Here is a 17,559-nt window from a genome sequence, read left to right on the forward strand (position 1 = left end):
GCCCCGGTGTCTGCGCTCACATAGCTACTTGCCCGTTACGCCCCTTCGGGTTCACGGCGACGGGCGCCCCTTCCGAATCACGGGGCAGCGGGCAGGCGGCGACTATCCCTCGGAAACGAGCGGGCTGGAGGCGATCTCGGTGCCGTCGTCGAGCGCGGAGAGGCGGAAGTCCGCGAACACGTTCGGCGCGACCTCCCGCAGCGCCCGCAGGACCGCGACGGCGAGCTCGCGGATCTCGACGTCCGCGGACTCGCTGGCGCGCATCGCGATGAAGTGCCGCCAGGCGCGGTAGTTGCCGGTGACGACGATCCTGGTCTCGGTGGCGTTCGGCAGCACCGCACGGGCGGCCTGCCGGGCCTGCTTGCGCCGCGACGTGGGCGCCGCGACCTCGGCGAAGTGCTTCTCCAGGCCTTCCAGCAGCTTCGAGTAGGCGGCCAGGGACGCGGCCGTCGCCTCCTCGAAGATCGCGTGCAGCTCCGGGTCGGCGGCGATCACGTCCGGCTCGACCATCTCGGCGTCCCGCTCGGGCACGTAGCGCTGGGAGAGCTGGCTGTAGGAGAAGTGCCGGTGGCGGACCAGCTCGTGGGTGAGGCTGCGGGAGATGCCGGTGAAGTAGAGCGTGACGGTGCCGTGCTCGAGCACCGACAGGTGGCCCACCTCGAGGATGTGCCGCAGGTAGCCGGCGTTCGTCGCGGTCGCCGGGTTCGGCTTGCTCCAGCTCTGGTAGCAGGCCCGGCCCGCGAACTCGGCCAGCGCCTGGCCGCCGTCGGCGTCGGTCTCCCACGGCACGTCGGCCGGCGGGAGGAACTCCGTCCGCGCGATCACCTGAACTCGCACTGCCACCTCCACGACCGACCCACCCGTTGCCGATCCACCGTAACCGCCGCCTACGACACCCGGACCCGGGCCCGGACCAGTACGCGGACCTGTAACCGGTACCTGGTCGGACCGGGCCGAGGGAGGCAATGCGTCAGGGCGTCCAGGTCTCCGGGTCGGCGGGGGCCTGGTCGCCGGTGGCCATGTCCTTGACCTCGTGGTCGCGGCCGTCCTCGAACGGGGGGAACCACACCGCGCCGATGCCCTTGCGGGAGGCGTAGCGGATCTGCTTGGCGAGCTTGTCGGCCTGGTGGTAGGTCTCCACCTTCAGGCCGCGGGCACGCAGCCGGGCGGCCGTCGCGACCGCGGCGCGCCGGCGCTCGTCGCTCGGGATGACGACCAGGACGTCCGCGGGGCTCGCCGGGCCGGGCGTGATCAGGCCCTCGGCGACGAGCTTGGCGAAGATCCGCGTGAGGCCGATGGAGATGCCGACGCCGGGCAGGCTGCGCCGGATGAACGAGCCAGCCAGGTCGTCGTAGCGGCCGCCGGAGCAGATGCTGCCGAAGCCGGGCCAGTCGACGAACTTCGCCTCGTAGACCGTGCCCGTGTAGTAGTCCAGCCCGCGGGCGATCGACAGGTCGGCGACGACGCTGCCCGCCGGCAGGTCGGCGAGCTCGTCGAGGACGAACGACAGCTCGTCCAGGCCCTCGGAGAGCAGGTCGGACTTGACGCCCAGCCGGCCGACCGCCTCGATGACGCCGGCCGACCCGTCGGCCTTGACCGCCGCCAGGTCGAGCACCGCGCGGGCCTGCGTGGCGGACAGGCCCACCGTCCCGACGAGCAGCTTCTCGACGCCGTCCGCGCCGATCTTGTCGAGCTTGTCCGCGACCCGGATCACCGCCACCGGGTCGTCGATCCCGAGGCCCTCGTAGAAGCCCTGCAGCAGCTTGCGGTTGTTGACGTTCAGCGTCCAGGCCGGCACCCCGAGGTCGGTGAGCACCTCGTGGACGATGCGCGGCAGCTCGGCGTCGAAGTAGAGCGGCACCTGGTCGACGTTGATGACGTCGATGTCGCACTGGGTGAACTCGCGGAACCGGCCCTCCTGCGGCCGCTCGCCTCGCCAGACCCGCTGGATCTGGTAGCGGCGGAACGGGAAGGCCAGCTCGTTGAAGTGCGCGGCGACGTAGCGGGCGAACGGCACCGTCAGGTCGAAGTGCAGCCCCAGCCGGCCGCTGTCGTCGCCCGTCTCGGCCTGCAGCCGGCGCAGCGCGTAGACCTCCTGGGAGGTCTCGCCCTTCGCGGCGAGCACGTCGAGCGACTCGACCGACGGCGTCTCGACCGAGCAGAAGCCGTAGCGCTCGAAGGTCGCGCGGATCCGGTMGAGCCAGTTCTGCTCCACGGCCCGCACGCCGGGCAGCCATTCGGGGAAGCCACTGATCGGGACGGGCCTGACGATCGGGACATCGCTCATCGCGGCGGAACCTGACCTCTCACATCGACTCGGATGGGTGGGAGACGACACACGGCATGGATCGCCGTGGTCGATCACCGATGTCGGGAGAGGTACACGCTGCGCACTCTACCGGTTGCCGATGATCAGTCACGGGTCGAGCCACGGCGACGGGACGCCAACGGACGGTCGACGGGCGGTGGCCGGGAGTCCCTGTCAACGTCGCGCACCCGACGGCTGGCCACATGTGGTCCCGAAGCGGATAGGTTTCTGGCCGTGCGCGCACGACGAGGGGGCTCATCCGGGCTGTCCGGTATGTCCGGCGACGGCACGGTGTTCGGCATCGACCTCGGCACCACGTTCAGCTGCCTGGCCCGGGTCTCCCCCGCCGGCGAGGCAGAGATCGTGCCGCTGCTCGACGGCTCGATGACCCTGCCCAGCGTCGTGCTGTTCGTCGGCCCCGACGACTACATCACCGGCGAGACCGCCCGCCAGCTCTCCCGCGCGCGGCCGGACGACGTGTGCTCGCTGGTCAAGCGGAAGATGGGCGAGGGCGACTGGCGGTTCGTGCCGGCCACAGCGCCGCCGGGAACGGCCTGGTCCGCCCCGGCGATCAGCGGCCTCATCCTGGCGGCGCTGATCTCGGACGCGGAGCTCACCGGCGGCGAGCCGGTCCGCGACGTCGTCATCACCGTCCCGGCCTACTTCGGCGACGAGGAACGGCGGGCCACGGTGCTCGCCGGCGAGTACGCCGGGCTGAACGTCATCGACGTCATCAACGAGCCGACCGCCGCCGCGCTCTCCTATGGTTTCGCCCGTTTCGAGGTCGGCAACCGGCGCACCCTCGCGGGTCCCGGCGCCGCCGACGAGGAGGTCGCGCTCGTCTACGACCTGGGCGGTGGCACGTTCGACGTGACGATCGTCGAGCTCGCCGACCGCCGGGTCTCCGTCGTCGCGATCGACGGCGACCACCAGCTCGGCGGCGCCGACTGGGACGAGAAGCTGGTGCTGCACCTGGCGGACGCGTTCGCCGCCGCGCACCCGTCACTGCCCGACCTGCTCGACGACGGCGAGGCCACGCAGACGCTGACGCTCGCCGCCGAACGCGCCCGCCGCGAGCTCACCGACAGCACGGCCACGACCGCGCGGATCGAGCACGCCGGCGCGAAGCTCGACGTCGAGCTGACCCGCGCCGAGCTCGAGCGGCTGACCGGGGGCCTGCTCGACCGCACGATCACCCTCACGAAGGCCGCGGTCGAGGCCGCGCGGGCCCGCGGGGTGCGTGGCGTCGACCGGGTGCTGCTCGTCGGTGGCGCCTCGCGGATGCCGGCGGTGGGCCGGCGGCTGTCGGAGGAGTTCGGCGTCCCGGTCGAGCTCTCCGACCCCGACCTGGCGGTCGCGCGGGGTGCCGCCCTGTACGGCGAGAAGAAGGCGCTCGAACGCCTCGTCATCAACGACCTGGTGACCCGTGGCCAGCTGCCCGACGGCGCCGGCGTCGACGCCGCCGACCAGGCCGACCTGGAGGCCGCCTGCGGCCGGCTGGCCGAGGCGCTGGGCCTGCCCGCAGCGCGGGTTCGCCGCACCGTCGAGGTGCAGGTCGTCAACGTCATCTCGCGCGGCTTCGGGGTGCTCGCGCTCGACCGGTTCGGCGACCACGGCGCGGTCTTCCTGGTGCACCGCAACGACCGGCTGCCGGTGATCGTGCGCCGGCCGTTCGGCACGGTGCGCGACGACCAGGACGCCGTCACCGTCTACGTCGTCGAGCAGGCGGGCGGCACCGAGTCCCGCCGGATCGAGGACAACAAGATCATTGCCGCGGCCGAGATCATCGGCATCCCGCCGGGCTACCCCGCCGGCACCGAGATCGAGATCACTTTCCGGATGGGCTTCGACGGGATGCTGGAGGTCACCGCCCGGCACGAGGGGCTGGCCGACCAGCCGCTGACCGTGCGGGTGGAGACGTCCGCGGCGCTGAGCCAGGCCGACGTCGCCAGGGAACGCGAACAGGTCGCGCGGGCACGGCGCTCCAGGGATGCCGGCCGGGCCGCCAAGCCCGGCGAGAAGCCCGGCGGCAGCCCCGACCCCGGCGGCCCGGGGCCGGGCTTCGGGCGCGGCGGACTCGGCGGTCCGCCGACCGGATGGACCTGACCATGCGGCCGTTCGACGCCAACGACTACCGCAGCCGGGTGCTCGCGCCCATCCACGCCCGGGGCGGCGCGGAGCACAGTGACCCGTTCGAGATCTACGACATACCGCTGGAAGACGTCGCCGCCCTCGACGACGCGGCCGTCACCGCCCGGATCGACGAGGTCTGGGCGTTCTGGCAGCGCAGCCGCGACCATCCCCGCTACCGGGGCGTCGTGCTCGCCCTGCTGGCCCGGCACAGCGAGCTCACGGAGGCGCTGAGGACCCGCGCGGCCCGCACGGAGCTCGCCGCGCGGGTGGCCCAGGCCAGGGCGGAACGCGAGGACGGTCGGTTCGCCGCCGTGGACGCGGCCGTGGCGCGGCTCGTCGAGCGGTTCGGCGGGCTGCCCGAGGACAAGATCCCGGGCCTGCGGAAGATCGCCAGGGACGCCGGCCTCGGCGACGACGAGTTCGAGCGGCGCATCGCGCGCCACCGCCGGGTCGGGGCCGGCGCGGCCGAGCGCACCACCCGGCGGCCGGTGCCGCCGGAGGTGCTCCGCCAGGTCCGCTCGGACCTCGACGAGCTGGGCCGGATCGTCGGCGAGGACCCGCCGCGCAGCCTGTTCGAGCTGCTCGGCGTGCCCCCGGGCACCGACCGGGACGCGATCCGCGCGATGCGCGACGAGGCCCTCGCCCGCAACCGCGCCCGCCGGCCCGACCGGCGCCGCGCCCTGCTGGACGACCTGCTCGCCGCCGTGACCAACCTGCTCGTCGACGGCGACCCCGAGGCGTACCTCGACGGGCTCGCCGCGGCGGCGGCCGACCTGCTGCGGCCGCGGCTGGCGGCCGCGGTGCTGGTCGAGGACCGGCTGCTGCCGGCCGACGCCGCCGCGCTGGTCACAGCCGCGCAGGCTGAGGGGCTCGACCCAGCCCGGGCGGCCGCGGTCGTGCGGGCGCTTGCCCGCGAGGCCGGCGTCGACGACGCGGGCGTCGCCACTCCGGCCGACAGCCGGGACACCCGGCGGGCCGATTCCCGCGCGGGACCCCGCGCCGGCGCGCGAACGACGCCGCCCGTGCTCACGACGCCCTCCGTGCCCCCGGCGCGAGGCGGGTCGGACGACTGGACGGGCGCCGACCCGCCACCCGACTGGCGCGACGCGCTCACCCTGGCCCGGACGGCGCTGGCGGCCGGTACGCCGATCGCGGCCAGCGACCAGCTCGCGCGCGCCCTGGAGATCGCCGGCAGCGCGCTGCCGCCGATCCGCTCGCTCGGCGACGAGATCGAGACGGCCATCCGGCGTGCCGGCGAGCGATGGGCGGAGCTGGCCCGGGCCGTCGCGGACCGACGCCTGGCGCAGGCCAGGCGGCTGGCCGCCGACCTCGCCAGGACCGGGCGGGACGTACCCGGTCCCGACGGGGCGGAGCTCACCACCGTGACCGAGGCCATCGAAGCCGGCCACCGCCGCGCCGACGAGCTGCTCGCGTCCGCGGCCACGACCGCGCCGGCCGAACGCGCCGCCCTGGCGCTCGCGGCGCTCGACCTCGTCGCGGACTCCGCCGAGGCGCGTGACCTGCTCGCCGAGAACCTCGCCCCGCCGACGGCGCTGGTCGTCATCCGCGGCTCGGGCGCCGTCGAGATCCGGTGGGCGCCGTCCGCAACGCCCGCGGCGCGCTACCGGGTCACCCGCGTCGGCGCCGACGGCGCGACCCGCACCGTCGGCATGACCGAGGCGACCTTCATCGAGGACGGCGGGGTCCCGGCCGGCGCCGAGCTACCGGGCTACGAGGTCCGCGCCGGCGTCGGCGGTGCCTGGTCGCGACCCGCCGTCTGGCCGACCCCCACCGGCGCGGCCGACGACCGGTCGCCGGGCGCGCTGACCGAACAGACCGGGAGTACGTCCGGCACGGCTGGCACGTCCGGCGCCGCCGCCGGCGCGCCGCCTGAGGCCGCGGACGACGACCGGACCCAGCTGATCGCGCGCACGCCCGCCGACGCCCTGGAGCCGGCGCGTGACCTCGCCATCGTCGCGGGCAGGCTGCGGTGGACCTGGCCGGACGGCTGCACCGAGGTCATCGTGACCTGGCGCCAGGACGCCCCGCCCATCGCCGCGAACGACCCGGTGGCCCAGTCCCGCAAGGTCACCAACACCCGCTACGAGCTCGACGGCGGCTTCACCCTGCCCGCCACGCGCCCCCTGCACGTCGCCGTCTTCGGCTGCCTGCGCGACCCCGCCGGCCGCCTCGTCGTCGCCTCGACCGCCTCCCCCGACGCGCGCCGCCACCTCCCGGCCCGCGACCGCCTCTGACCCGTCGGTAGGGCTAGAGATCGAGCAGGGGGTCCAGGCCGACGGTGAGGCCGGGGCGGGTCGGGATCTGGCGGAYGGCCAGCAGGACGCCTGGCATGAAGGACGTCCGGTCGAGGGAGTCGTGGCGGATGGTCAGGGTCTCGCCCGAGCCGCCGAGGAGAACCTCCTGATGGGCCACCAGGCCGCTGAGCCGGACCGCGTGTACCGGGACGCCGTCGACGGTGGCGCCGCGGGCGCCGTCCAGCGCGGTGGTGGTCGCGTCCGGCCCACCCGGGTGCAGACCCGCCTCGCGGCGGGCGGCGGCGACCAGCTCGGCGGTGCGCCGGGCGGTGCCGCTCGGCGCGTCGACCTTGTTCGGATGGTGCAGCTCGATGATCTCGACGGACTCGAAGAACCGGGCGGCCTGAGCGGCGAAACGCATCATGAGGACCGCCGCGATGCCGAAGTTCGGCGCCACCAGCACGCCGATCCCCGGGTTCGCCGCGAGCCAGCCCCGCACGGTCGCGAGGCGATCATCGTCGAACCCGGTGGTGCCGACCACCGCGTGCAGGCCGTTCTCCACGCACCAGCGCAGGTTGTCCATCACCGCGCCCGGGTGGGTGAAGTCGACGACCACCTCCGCCTTGGTCAGTGGCGAGCGGTCCTCGGCGGCGTCGACGGCGGCGACGAGCGCCAGGTCGTCGGCGGCCTCGACCGCCGCGCATACGGTCGCGCCCATCCGCCCGCGAGCCCCGAGCACACCCACATTGATCATTACCGGACCACCTGTCGCCCAGCGCGGGCGCATCCACGGGCCCGCCTCACCCCGTCAGCGTAGCGACCTGGCGGGGGAGCATCCGATCTTGCGCGCTAGGAGACCAGCGCGGTGAAGTCGTTGTCGTTCTTGAAGGGGCCGATGACGCCCAGGCCCCATGGCTGCGCGACGAGCTCGCCGGCGATCGCCTGGACCTCCTGGAGGGTCACCGCGTCCACCCGCTCGAGCACCTGGTCGACGGAGAGCAGCTCGCCGTGGACGAGCTCGCCCTTCCCAAGCCGGCTCATCCGCGAGCCGGTGTCCTCCAGCCCGAGGACGAGCGAGCCGCGGGTCTGGCCACGGGCCCGGTCGAGCTCGGCCGGGGTGATGCCGTGCTCCGCGATCCGGCGGACCTCGTCGCGGCAGATCTCCAGCACCTCGCGGGCCCGCTTGGGCGTGCAGCCGGCGTAAAGGCCGAACAGGCCGGCGTCGGCGAAGTGCGAGGCGAACGAGTAGACGGAGTAGGCGAGGCCCCGCTTCTCGCGCACCTCCTGGAACAGCCGCGAGCTCATGCCGCCGCCGAGCGCCGTCGAGAGCAGGCCGAGGGCGAACCGGCGCGGGTCCCGCCGGGACATCCCCGCGGTGCCGAGCACGACGTTGGCCTGCTCGGTCGGCCGGCGCGAGACCAGCAGACCGGGCTTGCCCGGGTAGCCGTAGGCGCCGCCGCGCGGCCCGGCGGCGTCCGCGGGGCCGGAGAGCTTCTCGGCGAACGCCTCGGCGACCAGCGCGAGCGTCCGGTCGTGGTCGATGTTGCCCGCGATCGCGACCACGAGGGCCGGYGGGGCGTAACGGGCGCGGTAGTAGTCGGCGATCGTGTCCCGGCCGAGCGACTCGATCGAGGCGATCGTGCCGAGCACCGGCCGGCCGAGCGACGACGAGCCGAGCACGGCCTCGGCGAAGACGTCGTGGACGACGTCGCCGGGGTCGTCCTCGTGCATGGCGATCTCCTCGAGGATCACGCCACGCTCGGCCTCGACGTCATCCGCGGTGATCAGCGAGTTCGCGACCATGTCGCACACGACGTCGATCGCCATCGGCAGGTCCTCGTCGAGGACCCGCGCGTAGTAGCAGGTGTACTCCTTGGCGGTGAAGGCGTTGAGGTCGCCGCCGACCGCCTCGACCGAGGCGCTGATGGCGAGCGCGTCCCGGCTCGGCGTGCCCTTGAACAGCAGATGCTCCAGGAAGTGCGAGCAGCCGGCCGTCGCCGGGTCCTCGTCTCGCGAGCCGACGCCCACCCAGATGCCCACCGCCGCGGACCGAACGCCGGGGATGTGCTCGGTAAGCACCCGCAGACCGCCGGGCAGGACCGTGCGCCGCACGGCCCCGGCCAGCAGCTGTTCGGTCGGCTGCCCGGAGAGCAGCGCCGCGGCCCGCGTGGGCGGGACCTGGGTCGTGTCGGTCTGCGTCACAGCCTCTACCTTGGTCACTCCGCTGGGTCCGGCGGGCCGTCCGCCCCTGCCGGCATGAGGATCATCCATCGAGCGAGCCCGACACGAAAGCAAAGCTCCTCATTCCGGGGGACATTCCGGAAGGAGAGGCGACATGGCCACCCGTGGCCGGTCCGCGGCTGCGGACCGGCGACGGGCAGGCGCACGGCGCGTCAATCTGTCACGCGCTGGCCGTGGCGTTCTCCTCGGCCGCGGGCGACAGGCTGATCTTGCCTCGGCTGTCGATCTCGGTGATCTCGACCTGCAGCTTCTGGCCGACGTTGAGCACGTCCTCGACCTTCTCGACCCGCTTGCCGCCGGAGAGCTGCTTGAGCTTGCTGACGTGCAGCAGCCCGTCCTTGCCCGGGGTGAGCGACACGAAGGCGCCGAAGTTCGTGATCTTCACGATCGTGCCGAGGTAGCGCTCGCCGATCTCGGGCATCTGCGGGTTGGCGATCGCGTTGATGGCACTGCGCGCCGTCTCCGCCGACGTACCGTCGGCCGCGCCGATGTAGATCGTGCCGTCGTCCTCGACGGTGATCTCGGCGCCGCTGTCGGCCTGGATCTGGTTGATCATCTTGCCCTTCGGGCCGATGACCTCGCCGATCTTGTCCACCGGGATCTTCACCGAGATGACCCGCGGGGCGTGCTCGGACATCTCGTCCGGCCCCTCGATGGCCTCGGCCATGACGTCCAGGATCGCGAACCGAGCGGCCCGGGCCTGCTGCAGCGCCCCCGCCAGCACGTTCGCCGGGATGCCGTCCAGCTTGGTGTCCAGCTGCAGCGCGGTGACGAAGTCCCGGGTGCCGGCGACCTTGAAGTCCATGTCGCCGTAGGCGTCCTCGGCCCCGAGGATGTCGGTCAGCGTGACGTAGCTGTCACCCTCGCGGATGAGGCCCATCGCGATGCCCGCGACCGGCGCCCGCAGCGGCACACCGGCGTTGAGCAGCGACAGCGTGCTCGCGCACACCGAGCCCATCGACGTCGAGCCGTTGGAGCTGAGCGCCTCGGAGACCTGGCGGATCGCGTAGGGGAACTCCTCGCGACTCGGCAGCACCGGCAGCAGCGCCCGCTCGGCGAGCGCGCCATGGCCGATCTCGCGGCGCTTCGGCGAGCCGACCCGACCGGTCTCGCCGGTCGAGTACGGCGGGAAGTTGTAGTTGTGCATGTAGCGCTTGGTGCGATCCGGGTTGAGCGTGTCGACGGTCTGCTCCATCCGGAGCATCGCCAGCGTGGTGACGCCCAGGATCTGGGTCTCGCCCCGCTCGAACAGCGCCGAGCCGTGCACCCGCGGCACGTAGTCGACCTCGGCCGACAGCGCGCGGATCTCGGTGGTGCTGCGGCCGTCGATGCGCAGGCCGTCCTCGACGACCCGCCTGCGGACCAGCTTCTTGGTCAGCGCGCGGTACGCCGCGCCGATCTCCTTGTCCCTGCCGTCGAACTGCGAGCCGACCTTCTCGACCGCGAGCGCCTTGACCCGGTCGAGCTCGTTCTCGCGCTCTTGCTTGCCGGCGATCCGCAGCGCCGCGGCGAGCTCGTCGCCGACGGCCGCGGTGAGCACCTCGAGCACGTCGTCGCCGTAGTCCAGGAACACCGGGTACTCGCGGACCGGCTTGGCCGCGGAGGCGGCCAGCTCGCGCTGGGCGCGGCACAGCTCGCGGATCGCGGGCTTGGCGGCCTCGAGGCCCGCCGCGACGATCTCCTCGGTCGGCGCCGGGGCGCCGCCCTCGACCAGCGCCACCGTGCCCGGCGTCGCCTCCGCCTCGACCATCATGATCGCGACGTCGGAGTCGTCCTCCAGGACGCGCCCGGCGACGACCATGTCGAAGGTCGCGCGGGCGAGCTCGGTGTGCGTCGGGAACGCCACCCACTGGCCGTCGACGTAGCCGACCCGGGTCGCGCCGACCGGGCCGGTGAACGGCAGGCCGGCGAGCAGCGTCGACGCGCTGGCCGCGTTGATCGCGACCACGTCGTAGAGCGTGTCCGGGTCGAGCGCGAGCACGGTCTCGACGACCTGGATCTCGTTGCGCAGGCCCTTGGCGAACGACGGGCGCAGCGGCCGGTCGATCAGCCGGCAGGTCAGGATCGCGTCCTCGCTGGGCCGGCCCTCGCGGCGGAAGAACGAGCCGGGAATGCGCCCGGCCGCGTACATCCGCTCCTCGACGTCGACCGTCAGCGGGAAGAAGTCCAGGTTCTCCTTGGGCTGCTTGCTGACCGTCGTTGCGGACAGCACCATCGTGTCGCCCAGGTAGGCGACCACGGAGCCCGCGGCCTGCTTGGCCAGCCGGCCGGTCTCGAACCGGATCGTCCGGGCGCCCAGCGGGGTGTTGACGACCGCCTCGGTCGCCGTTGTCGAGTCATCCACTCGTTTGTCCTCCATCCTCTTCGCCTGCCCGGTACGAGGCGTGGGGATGCCGGTGCTCAGTCGTCGCCCTCGGGATACCCGCTTCGGCCTGGTGGCCATGCGGGGCCCGGGAGTCACGACCGAGGACCGGCGACTCGCGCCGCCTCGAACCCGGTCAGGTCCTCCGCCACGTCGAGAGACCCTCCCTCGACGCCAGAGGGAGCGGCCCGATGGACCACTCCCTCTGCCCTGCTATCGGCGCAGACCCAGTCTTTCGATCAGCGCTCGGTACCGGCCGATGTCCGTCTTCTGCAGGTAGTTCAGCAGTCGACGGCGCCGCCCGACCAACAGGAGCAGGCCACGGCGGCTGTGGTGATCGTGCTTGTGCATCTTCAGGTGCTCGGTCAGGTCACTGATCCGTCGGGTCAGCATCGCGACCTGCACCTCGGGTGAGCCCGTGTCGTGCTCCACCGTCGCGTACTCGGTCATGAWCTTTTGCTTCACGTCGCTGGAAAGCGGCACGATCCACCTTCATCTTTCGTGCGGGGTGGCGCGCTCGGGGTCTTGGTCACCCGAGCAGAGCGGAGTTCCAAGTGCTGTGGGTCCCTCGTGGATCCCTCGTACCGAAGATCCCAGTGTGAGATCCCAGTGCGAGACCCCCGCGAGGAGTCCCCAGCGCTGAGAACACACCACTCCCGTCTTGACTACGCAGCCTATCAACTCCGGGGAACCGACCTGCTACCCAGCATCCCCACCGAGCCCTGGCCGTGCCCTGGCCCGAGTCCTCGCCGAGCCCCGACCGGGCTCAGCGTCCCCGGCCGGGTCAGGTGGAGGTGGTCGCGGTGCGGGTGGCCTCGACGTCCAGGGCTATCTGGTCGACGAGCTCCGCGACCGAGTCGAACTGGAGCGTCGGGCGCAGCAGCGTGACGAACTCGAAGGCCATGTACTCGCCATACAGGTCTTCGTCGAAGTCCAGCAGGAAGGCCTCCACCCGCCGGTCGCGGCCGGCGAAGGTCGGGTTCGTCCCGATCGAGATGGCCGCCGGCTGGCGCCGGCCCCGCCAGCAGGCGAACCCCGCGTACACGCCGTCGGCCGGGATGGCGGCCCACGGTGTCACCTGCAGGTTCGCCGTCGGGTAGCCGATCGTGCGCCCGCGCGCGTCACCGTGCACGACGACGCCTTCGACGCGGTGCAGCCGGCCGAGGCCGTGGGCCGCGCCGGCGACGTCACCCTCGGCGACCTGCGTGCGGATGTGGGTCGAGGACACCACCACCGCACCCTCGGGCTCGTCCTCGCTCAGCAACGACACACTTTCGACCTCGAAGCCGAGCTCGGCGCCGGAGCGGACGAGCGTGTCCATCTTGCCGGCGGCCCGGTGGCCGTAGGTGAAGTTCTGGCCGACGACGACCGCCCTGGCGCGCAGCGTCTCGGCGAGGATCTTCGCGGCGAACTCGTCCGCGGTCACCTCACTGAACTCCAGCGTGAACGGCTGGACGCACAGCGCGTCGATGCCGATGGCGGCGAGCAGCTCGGCCTTGAACTCCAGCGTGGTCAGCAGCGCGGGATGGCTGCCGGGGCGCACGACCTCGGCGGGATGCGGGTCGAAGGTGAGCACCAGCGACGGCACTCCCAGCGCCCTGGCCCGCTCGACGGCGAGCCCGATGATCTTACGGTGCCCCAGGTGCACGCCGTCGAAGAAGCCGATCGTGACGACGCCACCACGCCAATCGACGGGTGTGTTGTCCAGCCCTCGCCACCACCGCACGTCCGAAGCCTAGGGCATGCCCGCCCCAAGCCTTCGCGGGTGGGACGAACGCCATGATCACTTTCTGTCGCCACCGGCGTGGTTCACCACGCTGGTCAGACCCCCACTCAACATCGCCTCGGTCAAGGTCGACGCGTAGCCCCACAGCGCCACAAGGAAGATCGCCAGGACTGACCCGAAATCCGAACTCCGGGCCCTCGCAAGTTCGGATTTGAGCACAGTCCTGGCGATCTCCAACGGAAGAGACCGGGCGGATGCGGCCGGGAACCGCGCTCGGTGGATTCAGTGCGGTGAGCGATCTGCCACCGTCGATGCTTGCGGCGCGGGCGAGCGCGAGGGTGTCGAGCAGTCCTGCCGGCCCGGCTGCCCGTCGCGGAGCGGCACGGCCGCGACCTCAAGGATCGCTTGGATCCAGTCGGAGACTCGGGCCTGAACAGGCATCGACCCGACAGGGCCATCTGGCGACCGAGCCTGGGTCACCAAGGCAACACAGTCGAAGTCGGGACGAGGCGTGCGGCGTGCCTGTCTACGTGCCAGTACGCTCCCTGCGTGCCTACAGGTGATCTCCCAGACACAGGGCGGCATGTCCGGCCTGATGCGAATGGCGAGATGGCCTACTCGACATACAGGCTCGACGATGTCTGCGAAATAATCATGGGCCAAGCCCCTCGGGGAGAGGCCTACAATACGGAACTCGAGGGCTGGCCGCTGATCGCCGGCCCCGGCGATTTCGGGCTCGTCCGCCCCTCGCCGAAGAAGTTCACCAGGAAGGCGTCGAAGATCTCACGGCCCGGCGATGTGATCGTCGGGATTCGAGCATCGATCGGGTCCAGGGTTCTGGCCGACGGCGAGTACTGCCTTGGACGGGGTGTAGCCGCCCTGCGACCGCTCCCCGGCCTCCACTCCCAGTTTCTCTGGCACTGGCTGGGCCATAGCGCGGCGATGCTGGCCAGCAAGGGAAGAGGGGCCACGTTCAAGCAGCTCAGCCGGGAAGACATAGGCGAGCTGGAGATTTCCCTGCCCTCGGTCGAGGAACAGGACCGGCGCGCGAAGATCCTCGATCAGGCGGAAATACTGCTGGCACGGCGGCAGGAGGCGATCACTCTCTTCGACGACCTCGCGGCGGCAACCTTCATCGACATGTTCGGTGACCCGGCGTCAAACCCGCATGATTGGAACTCGTCGACCATCGGGCACGTCGCGGAGCAGGTGACCGACGGGGAGCATCTCACTCCGCGGAGAGAAGCGGAAGGAATCAAGCTGCTGTCCGCCCGCAACGTCCGAGACGGGTACATCGACTTCTCGAACGTCGACCACATCGGGCCCGAGGAGCACGCGCGAATCAGGCGGCGCTGCGATCCCCGCCGAGGGGATGTCTTGATATCCTGCTCGGGAACCATCGGCCGAGTGGCTCCGGTGGAGACAGACGAGCCCTTCTCCCTAGTTCGTAGCGCCGCACTGGTGAGACCGAGAATGTCTCTCGTCACGACGGACTACCTAGCCGGCTATCTCCGGACTCCGGCACTCAGGGCTCGCATGTTGCGGGCGGCACGGTCGTCGAGTCATGCGAATCTCTTTCAGGGTCCGCTGAGAAATCTTCCCGTTCTTTGCCCACCCATCGGGCTACAGGTCGAGTTCGGGCTGAGGATTCGAAGCATCGCACGTCTGCGGGGCGCCCACACCGCCCATCTCGCCAAACTCGAGGATCTCTTTTCCGCTCTCAGGTACCGCGCGTTCGAGGGAAAGCTGTAGAAGGGCAGTAGGGTAGACTCCAGCAGTCGATCACAGGCCGACATCGACAACGCGGAGCGGACGGATCGTGATCATCTACGCCATGACCTGACGGACTGAGGTTGGCGCGTCTGTGTGCCGGTAGGCTCCCTTCGTGCTTACAGGTGATCTACGAAGCAAGATCGATCGGGTCTGGGACGCGTTCTGGTCGGGTGGGATCTCCAACCCGCTGGAGGTCATCGAACAGATCACCTACCTGATGTTCATCCGCCGGCTCGACGACCTTGAGACTGGCAAGGAGAACCGGGCGAAGCGCACCAAGCGGCCCGCGGAGAACCTGCTGTACGCCGCGGAGGCGCAGGAGCTGCGCTGGAAGAACCTCAAGGCGCAGGGCAGCCCCGAGGCGACGTTCGCGCTGGTACGGGACAAGATCTTCCCCTGGCTGCGCCAGCTCGGCGGCGAGGGGTCGACCTACGCGCTGCACATGCGCGACGCCCGGTTCACGATCCCGACAGCGAACCTGCTGAGCAAGGTCATCGACATGCTCGACGAGGTCCTCGGCGACCAGCAACTGTTCGACGAGCGTGACACCAAGGGCGACCTCTACGAGTACATGCTCAGCAAAATCGCCACCGCTGGACAGAACGGCCAGTTCCGCACGCCGCGACACATCATCGAACTGATGGTGGCGATGACCGCTCCTGGACCCGGCGACACGATCTGCGACCCGGCCTGCGGCACCGCGGGCTTCCTCGTCGCAAGCGCGGCCTACCTGCAGCGGACCCACGGCGACTCGCTGCTCGACCCGGCCACCCGTCGGCACTACGACCACGAGATGTTCCACGGCTTCGACTTCGACGGCACGATGCTCCGGATAGGCAGCATGAACATGCTGCTACACGAGGTCGAGCAGCCCGACATCCGCTACCGCGACTCGCTCGCCCAGAGCGCCGCCGGGGAGGCCGGCAAGTACTCGCTGATCCTCGCCAACCCGCCGTTCGCCGGCAGCCTCGACAATGAGACGACCGCCAAGGACCTGCTCGCCGTCGTCAGGACCAGGAAGACCGAGCTGCTGTTCATCGCGCTGTTCCTGCGGCTGCTCAGGCCGGGCGGCCGGGCAGCGGTCATCGTGCCGGACGGCGTGCTCTTCGGCTCGACGAAGGCGCACAAAGACCTGCGGAAGATCCTCATCGAGGAACACAAGCTCGACGCGGTGGTCAAGCTACCTGGCGGCGTCTTCAAGCCGTACGCCGGAGTCTCGACCGCGATCCTGTTCTTCACTCGGACGGACAGCGGTGGCACCGACGACGTCTGGTTCTACGAGGTGACCGCCGACGGCTGGAGCCTCGACGACAAGCGCGCCCCGCTGTTGCCGGACGAGAAGCTCGGCGCGCTCCCCGCCGTCCCGCTGGACGAGGCCGAGCACGCGAAGAACAACCTGCCCGACGTTCTCCAGCGCTGGGGCAAGCGGATGGGCAGCGAACGCAAGCGCGCCCGCACCGACCAGAGCTTCTGCGTCCCCAAAGCCGACATCGCCGCCAATGCCTACGACCTAAGCCTCAGCCGCTACAAGGAAATCATCCACGCCGAGGTCGAGCRCCGCCCACCGCTGGCGATTCTCGAGGACTTGGAACGCCTCGAGGCCGAGATCCAGCAGGGCATGTCAGAGTTGAAGGGCCTGCTGGGATGACCGCCGCGTGGGACCTGGTGCCATTCGAGTCGGCAGTCACGGACATCTCGTCGAAGGGTCCGACCGTCGCGCAGTCGGAATATTTGCGGTCCGGCACCTTCCCAATCGTCGATCAAGGAAAGAAGCCCGTGGCGGGGTTCACCGACAATCCCGCACTGCTACACGGTGCCAAATCTCCAGCGATCATATTCGGTGATCACACCAGGATTTTCAAGTATGTGGACTTCCCGTTCTGCGTGGGCGCCCAGGGCGTGAAGGTCCTCCAGCCCGCGGACGGTTTCGAGCCTCGATTTCTCTTTCATTATCTGCGGCAGCTCAAGATTCCCGCTTCGGGGTACTCGCGGCACTTCAAGGTCCTTCGCGAGTTCGGCATAGTTCGACCGCCGACGGAGGTCCAACACCACATCGCGGACGTCCTGGACCGAGCGGACTCGCTTCGTGCCCGGCGACGGGAGGCGATCGGGTGGCTCAACGAGCTTGCCCAGTCGATCTTCATCKAGATCTTCGGTGACCCGGCATCAAATCCTGGCGGGTGGCCCGTCCAACAGATCAGCGATCTCACGGATTCCGTCACGTACGGGACCAGTGAGCGCGCGGACATTGTTGGCGAACTTCCCGTCCTACGCATGGGAAACCTGACCACGACCGGCGAGGTTGATCTCGGCGACCTGAAGTTCCTCCCGCGCGCCGCTACCCCCGACAAGCACATCGTCCGCCGCGGGGACATCCTTTTCAATCGTACGAACAGCCCCGATCTGGTCGGCAAGACCGCACTCTACCGAGGTGACGAGCCACTCGCCTACGCCGGCTATCTAATACGGGTCCGTACCAACGGCCTAGCCGACGCCGAGTATGTCGCCGCTTTCCTGAACACCCCGTACGCGAAGCGCGTTCTTCGCGGAATGTGCAAGACCATAATCGGCATGGCGAACATCAACGCCAAGCAGCTTCAGTCGATCAACATACCAGTCCCCCCACTTGATCGACAACGCAGGTTCGCGCGCACCATTCAGGAGATCGTCAAGCTGAGGGCAACGCAGCGCGGACATCTCGCCGAACTCGACAAACTTTTCGCGTCCCTCCAGCACCGAGCCTTCCGGGGTGAGCTGTAGG

At 70.6% G+C, this 17,559-nt stretch carries 12 protein-coding genes; 5 read left to right on the top strand and 7 right to left on the bottom strand.

Annotated elements, in window-relative coordinates; all coding sequences use genetic code 11:
• Window positions 1-102: 102 nt before the first annotated feature.
• Both thyX and hisS read right to left on the bottom strand, forming a co-directional pair.
• The gene (gene thyX, locus BCD49_RS11665; protein WP_007513431.1) at window positions 103-837 is read right to left on the bottom strand and encodes an FAD-dependent thymidylate synthase; all 735 of its coding nucleotides are present in this window, start codon (window positions 835-837) and stop codon (window positions 103-105) included.
• A gap of 133 nt (window positions 838-970) precedes the next feature.
• Window positions 971-2,287 carry a histidine--tRNA ligase gene (hisS, locus tag BCD49_RS11670; RefSeq protein WP_071041474.1) on the bottom strand — a complete coding sequence of 439 codons (1,317 nt, stop codon included), beginning with the start codon at window positions 2,285-2,287 and terminating at the stop codon, window positions 971-973.
• Window positions 2,288-2,581: 294 nt separating this feature from the next.
• Between hisS and BCD49_RS11675 the strand changes: the two genes are divergently transcribed.
• Both BCD49_RS11675 and BCD49_RS11680 read left to right on the top strand, forming a co-directional pair.
• Complete coding sequence (locus tag BCD49_RS11675; RefSeq protein WP_007513435.1) at window positions 2,582-4,414, top strand: Hsp70 family protein; 1,833 nt, start codon at window positions 2,582-2,584, stop codon at window positions 4,412-4,414.
• A gap of 2 nt (window positions 4,415-4,416) precedes the next feature.
• On the top strand, window positions 4,417-6,696 hold the full coding sequence (locus tag BCD49_RS11680) for a hypothetical protein (protein WP_007513437.1): 2,280 nt from the start codon (window positions 4,417-4,419) through the stop codon (window positions 6,694-6,696).
• Window positions 6,697-6,709: 13 nt separating this feature from the next.
• On the opposite strand, the gene dapB is transcribed toward BCD49_RS11680, so the two are convergent.
• The 5 genes from dapB to BCD49_RS11705 all read right to left on the bottom strand — a co-directional run bounded on the left by dapB (window position 6,710) and on the right by BCD49_RS11705 (window position 13,025).
• A complete protein-coding gene (gene dapB, locus BCD49_RS11685) occupies window positions 6,710-7,450 on the bottom strand; it encodes a 4-hydroxy-tetrahydrodipicolinate reductase (protein ID WP_071041475.1) in 741 nt (246 codons plus the stop codon).
• 95 nt (window positions 7,451-7,545) lie between these two features.
• Complete coding sequence (locus BCD49_RS11690; RefSeq protein ID WP_035931080.1) at window positions 7,546-8,898, bottom strand: M16 family metallopeptidase; 1,353 nt, start codon at window positions 8,896-8,898, stop codon at window positions 7,546-7,548.
• Window positions 8,899-9,097: 199 nt separating this feature from the next.
• Window positions 9,098-11,281 carry a polyribonucleotide nucleotidyltransferase gene (locus BCD49_RS11695; protein ID WP_007513442.1) on the bottom strand — a complete coding sequence of 728 codons (2,184 nt, stop codon included), beginning with the start codon at window positions 11,279-11,281 and terminating at the stop codon, window positions 9,098-9,100.
• 231 nt (window positions 11,282-11,512) lie between these two features.
• A complete protein-coding gene (rpsO, locus tag BCD49_RS11700) occupies window positions 11,513-11,782 on the bottom strand; it encodes a 30S ribosomal protein S15 (RefSeq protein ID WP_071041476.1) in 270 nt (89 codons plus the stop codon).
• Window positions 11,783-12,083: 301 nt separating this feature from the next.
• On the bottom strand, window positions 12,084-13,025 hold the full coding sequence (locus BCD49_RS11705) for a bifunctional riboflavin kinase/FAD synthetase (protein ID WP_007513447.1): 942 nt from the start codon (window positions 13,023-13,025) through the stop codon (window positions 12,084-12,086).
• 609 nt (window positions 13,026-13,634) lie between these two features.
• On the opposite strand from BCD49_RS11705, the gene BCD49_RS11710 reads away from it, so the two are divergent.
• The 3 genes from BCD49_RS11710 (at window position 13,635) to BCD49_RS11720 (ending at window position 17,558) form a co-directional block, all read left to right on the top strand.
• A complete protein-coding gene (locus tag BCD49_RS11710; RefSeq protein WP_007513448.1) occupies window positions 13,635-14,777 on the top strand; it encodes a restriction endonuclease subunit S in 1,143 nt (380 codons plus the stop codon).
• 133 nt (window positions 14,778-14,910) lie between these two features.
• Window positions 14,911-16,446, top strand: coding sequence for a type I restriction-modification system subunit M (locus BCD49_RS11715; protein ID WP_071041477.1), 1,536 nt, complete (start codon window positions 14,911-14,913; stop codon window positions 16,444-16,446).
• Entirely contained in the window at window positions 16,443-17,558 is a 1,116-nt protein-coding gene (locus tag BCD49_RS11720) for a restriction endonuclease subunit S (protein ID WP_083401390.1), read from the top strand. The genes BCD49_RS11715 and BCD49_RS11720 overlap by 4 nt, the downstream gene beginning before the upstream one ends.
• Window position 17,559 lies beyond the last annotated feature (1 nt).

This window comes from Pseudofrankia sp. EUN1h, from assembly GCF_001854645.1.
GTDB classification, from domain to species: Bacteria; Actinomycetota; Actinomycetes; order Frankiales; family Frankiaceae; genus Pseudofrankia; species Pseudofrankia saprophytica.